General features: G+C 60.2%; 2 protein-coding genes and 2 pseudogenes. 2 read left to right on the forward strand and 2 right to left on the reverse strand.

Translation table 11 applies throughout. The features are described 5' to 3' along the window. A pseudogene (locus Q2941_RS50710) lies at window positions 1-309 on the reverse strand (hypothetical protein); the annotation flags it as partial. 404 nt (window positions 310-713) lie between these two features. On the opposite strand from Q2941_RS50710, the pseudogene istA reads away from it, so the two are divergent. Together istA and istB are read left to right on the forward strand one after the other, a co-directional pair. Then, window positions 714-2,250, forward strand: a pseudogene (gene istA / locus Q2941_RS50715) (IS21 family transposase). A 16-nt stretch (window positions 2,251-2,266) separates the two neighbouring features. Further along, entirely contained in the window at window positions 2,267-3,028 is a 762-nt protein-coding gene (gene istB, locus Q2941_RS50720) for an IS21-like element helper ATPase IstB (RefSeq protein WP_458197405.1), read from the forward strand. Window positions 3,029-3,729: 701 nt separating this feature from the next. Here the strand turns inward: istB and Q2941_RS50725 are convergent. Beyond that, the coding region (locus tag Q2941_RS50725) for an MATE family efflux transporter (RefSeq protein WP_458197406.1) at window positions 3,730-4,848 on the reverse strand (1,119 nt) is incomplete at its 5' end.

Raw genomic sequence — 4,848 nt, forward strand, 5'->3', positions numbered from 1 at the left:
TCCCGCAACGGCGCCACAATCAGACGAAGAGTGGGAAATGCTCCCAACGACGCCTACGGGCCAAAGAGGAGCCCGATCACCTCTAGACAAAATCGGAACAGGAGTGACTCCGAGGCGACGCAATGCCTCGCGAGCGTGATGACGTCCCCAAGCGAATTCACGCCGACGACGCAGGGACACGTTGCCTAACATTTTCGCTTCAGGGGGAAACGGAGGAGGAGCGGGATCGTACATTGGTCCGCCCGAAAAGCTGATATCATGCGCCAAAGCGGCAGAAATGGCAGCTCCTAACGTCGCGAGCGCTTTCATAGCTGGGACAAGCTCTTTTTTCGAGGAGCGCGAAGCGGGACCTTTGAATTCTCGCGAGTGGTTAGCTTGAGACCACAAGAGCTTCAAGTCGCGGGAGACCAGCTCATCATGCGACCTCAATGACGCCGTCAGGTCGGCGCGAAAGACACGATCCTAAAATCCTACGCAGTGGAACAAGGACGTCAGAGATATAGGGCAAGCGCTGCCAACATTTCACTCCCGCACCCAATGTGCATGTTTCGCGGGATCGTGAGCACGGATTTCAGGGGATCGTGAGCAGAGATTTCAGACGATCGTGAGCACGGATTTCGCGGGATCGTGAGCAAGTTTTCAGCAGCTCAGCCCGCTTCGGCCGACAACTCAACCGGCTTAGGAACTGCCTCGTCAGTGAACGAGGAAGGCCGATGCCCACCCAGAGATTGTCGATGCGCCGGATCAAAGAGGTTCTCCGCTTAAAACACGTTCAAGGCTTGCCGGAGCGAGCCATCGCGCGCACCCTGGGCATCAGCAACGGCGCCGTGCACAGCTATCTGCGCCGAGCCGGGGCTGCCGGGCTGAACTGGCCGTTGCCGGCCGGAATGACCGACGAGGACCTGGAGCTGCTGCTTTTCCCTGCGCCGAAGCCTGCGTCGCAGAGCCCCCAGCGGCCCATTCCCGACTGGGGCTATGTCGACAAGGAGCTGCGCCGGCGCAACGTGACCCGCCGGCTGCTGTGGGACGAGTATCGCGCCAGCCATCCCGATGGCTTCGGCTACACATGGTTCTGCACGACCTACGAGGCCTGGAAGGGGCCGGCCTTCGATGCGGCAGACCCATCTGGGCGGCGAGAAGGTTTTCGTGGATTTCGCCGGCGACACCATCGACGTCATCGACCCCTCAAGTGGGGAAGTGCAGTCGATGAAGCTGTTCGTCGCGGCGATGGGCGCGTCCAATTATACCTACGCCGAGGCCTGCCCAAGCGAGGGGCTCGCCGACTGGATCCGGGTCCACATCAACCTTTTCGCCTTCCTCGGCGGCGCGCCGACATTCGTGGTCTGCGACAATCTCAAGGCCGCCGTCACCAATCCCGACCGCCACGATCCCGGCCTCAACCGAACCTATGCCGAGATGGCGAGCCATTACGGCACGGCCATTCTCGCAGCCCGGCCGCGGCGCCCAAAGGATAAGGCAAAGGTCGAAGTTGCGGTGCAAGTCGCCCAGCGATGGATTCTGGCGCGGCTACGCAACCAGCGCTTCTTTTCGTTAGCGGAGCTGAACGCAGCCATCAAAATACTCGCCGTCGAACTCAATGCCCGGCAGATGCGCGAGTTTGGCGCCAGCCGCGCCGAACTGTTCGCCGAGCTCGACCAGCCCAAGCTCACAAAGCTGCCGGACCAGGCTTACGCTTTCGCGCACTGGAAGCGCTGCCGGGTCGGCCCCGACTATCATATCGAGATCGACGGACACTGGTATTCCACGCCGTATCGGCTCATCCGTGAGCTCGTCGATGCGCGCATTGACGACAGGACGGTCGAGATCTTCCACAACGGCCGCAGGATTGCCAGCCACGCTCGCGCGCCCAATCGGCGGGGCCACACCACCATCGCCGACCACATGCCCAGCGCCCATCGGCGCTACGGCCAATGGACGCCCGCCAGAGTGATCGCCGCCGGTGAGCGGATCGGTCCGTCGACCGCCGCCTTCTTCCAGGCCGTGATCGCGGCCCGGCCGCATCCCGAGCAAGGCTTTCGCACCTGCCTCGGCATTCTGTCGCTGGCCAAAAGCTATAGCGCCGAGCGCGTCGACGCGGCCTGCCGGCGCGGCATTCTGATCAAGGCGCGATCCGTCGCCTCGATCCGCTCCATCCTCCAGAACGGCCTGGATCGCACCTTTCTCGACGAGCCCTCCGAACCCCAACCCCTGCGCCACGGCAACATCCGCGGCCGGGATTATTTCCACTGAAGCCAAGGAGACCTGTATGCTCAACCATCCCACCCACGAACGCCTGATCGAGCTCGGCTTGAGCGGCATGGCCAAGGCCTTCGAGGAGCAGCGCCGATCACCTGATCTCGAAGCCTTGCCGTTCGAAGATCGCATCGGCCTGCTGGTCGACCGGGAAGCCGCAGAACGTGACACCAGGCGGCTCACCACGCGCCTCAAGCTGGCCGCGCTTCGCCAGAATGCCTGCGTGGAAGACGTCGATTTGCGCACGCCGCGGGGTATCGACCGGGCCGTCTTCGCCAAGCTCGTCAGTGGCGACTGGATCGATCGCCACGAGAATTTGCTTCTAACCGGGGCGACCGGATTGGGCAAAAGCTGGTTAGCCTGTGCTCTCGGTCACAAGGCCTGCCGCGACAATCGCTCGGTTCTCTACCATCGCGTCCCAAGATTGTTCGAAGCGTTGGCGCTCGCGCGGGGAGATGGACGTTATGCCCGTTTGCTCAAAACCCTTGGCCGCGTCCAGCTTCTGATTTTGGACGATTGGGGATTGTCGGTGCTCACCGTCGCCGAGCGGCGCGATCTACTGGAAATCCTCGAGGACCGCCATGGCCGCGCATCGACCATCGTAACCAGCCAACTTCCCGTGGACTCATGGCACGAAGTTATCGGAGATCCCACGCTCGCCGACGCCATTCTGGATCGCCTCGTCCATAACGCTCACCGCCTCCAGCTTGCCGGCGAAAGCATGCGAAAACGCAACGCCAAAACCATCACCCTTGACGAGCAGCCAGAACGCTGACTCTATCACCGCCTCGGCCGGAGCGGGCTGCTCACGATCGTCTGAATTCAGCGCTCATGATCGCGCGAAATCGCTGCTCACCATCAGTGAAATATGCACAATGCGTATCGTGTCCGCTGGCCTAGATCCTGCACACCACAAACGGCGTGAAAGCGGCGCTCGTGGCATTGGCCTTGTTGAAGATTGGCACGCGCTTTGTGTGCTCATTGGATGATATGCGATCCGAACCTTTTTTGGGGGGCGCAACCGCCGGGCTCGTTGCGAGCGGTGCGAGAGTGGACCACATATCCGTGCGCCACGGCTCAGATCGTTCTCTGCGAGAGCGGCTAGGCCACGCCGCAGCTGCGCGTATGGTTTGAGGCCGTACCGTGGCGAAACGCCACCGAACTCCTTTGGAAGCTTCAAGCAGAATGCCCAAGGGGCGACGCGGCACCCCGATCTCGACCTGCGGGAAACTCCAGCTCGGCGTCCGCTCCCGACTGCCGTGGCGGCGGCCTGCAACACGCGCTTTTGCTGCATTGCGAGCGCCACCGCTCAAGACCACTACTGTAGCGCATGACTCTTGCACGCAACGCTCTTCATTCTCTCGGAGTGCAGCACATCCGCGGGCTATGTAGGCCCAATGCTCGGGGCTCCGGTGATATCCGTCGTCAGGTTCAACCCACAGTCTGGATTGCTCTTGAAGTGGGGTGCCAGAGCGCTCATCTAAGCTCAGCGAACTGCCGAAACATAACAAACAACGCGATCAATCCGGCGCCCAGCTCAGCGATTGCTTGACTGATCAGCAGTCCGTTGAAACCCGATATGAGCGGCAATAACAGTACGGCCGGTATGAAGAGATAGCCCTGCCTCGCGAAGGACACAACCGCACTGAGGCGCGCTCTCCCGAACGAATGAAGCATCGTCGTTACGAAACTCTCAAGACCAAACAATCCAAAGAACAGATGGAAGACGATGGAGGTCGAGACAGCAATTTCACTGACCTTATCGCTATTGCTGAACAGCCCAACCAAAGGCCGGGCAAAAATCACAACGGCCACAGAATACGCAACGGAAAACGCGACAGTTATTGAGAGCATGAACTTCGCAGCCTTCAGTACACGAGCAAAGTCCCGTGCACCCCAGCCAAACCCAAGGACAGCTTGTGAGCCCATACAGAATCCGGTGATAGGCAGTGCGCCGATCGTCAAGATCCGTACAGCTATTCCCACGGCCGCGATAGACTCGTCCCCGAACGGCGCAGCAGCTCCGTACAAGAGCATAACGGCAATAGCAGATAAAATACTGGTCGTGGAGGCTGGCGCCCCTATGAACGCGAGCTGCTTGATACGATCAGCTCGCAACGAGACGTGAGATATCCTGACCAGGACTATCCCGCGGAGCCTCGTAAAATAGGCGATATAGAGGCTAACAGCAGCTATCTGAGATACCAGCGTTGCGAGGGCTGCGCCTCGCACACCGAGGTCCAGTAGAAATATGAAGATGGGATCAAGCACAGCGTTCAGTACGAAGGCGGTAACCATCGTCCACATGCTGAACCGTGTATTGCCTTCGGCCCTGACGATAAATCCGTTGACAATGTTTAGAAGCATCAATGTGTACCCGAACAAAAGCGTCGTTGTGTAGTCGAGCGCCACGGGTATAATGGTTGGGGTCGCCCCGAGCGTTACGAAGATCCCTCGCAGGTTTATAAGCAGCGCGACCGTAACCGTGATACCGATCGGAGCGGCGAGCGCAAGTGCGGTGCTCGCGCCTCGACTCGCTTCCAGGTACTCTCCAGCGCCAAGATGACGGGATATGACCGACGCTGTCCCAACACC

The sequence above is a fragment of the Bradyrhizobium sp. UFLA05-153 genome (assembly GCF_054185185.1).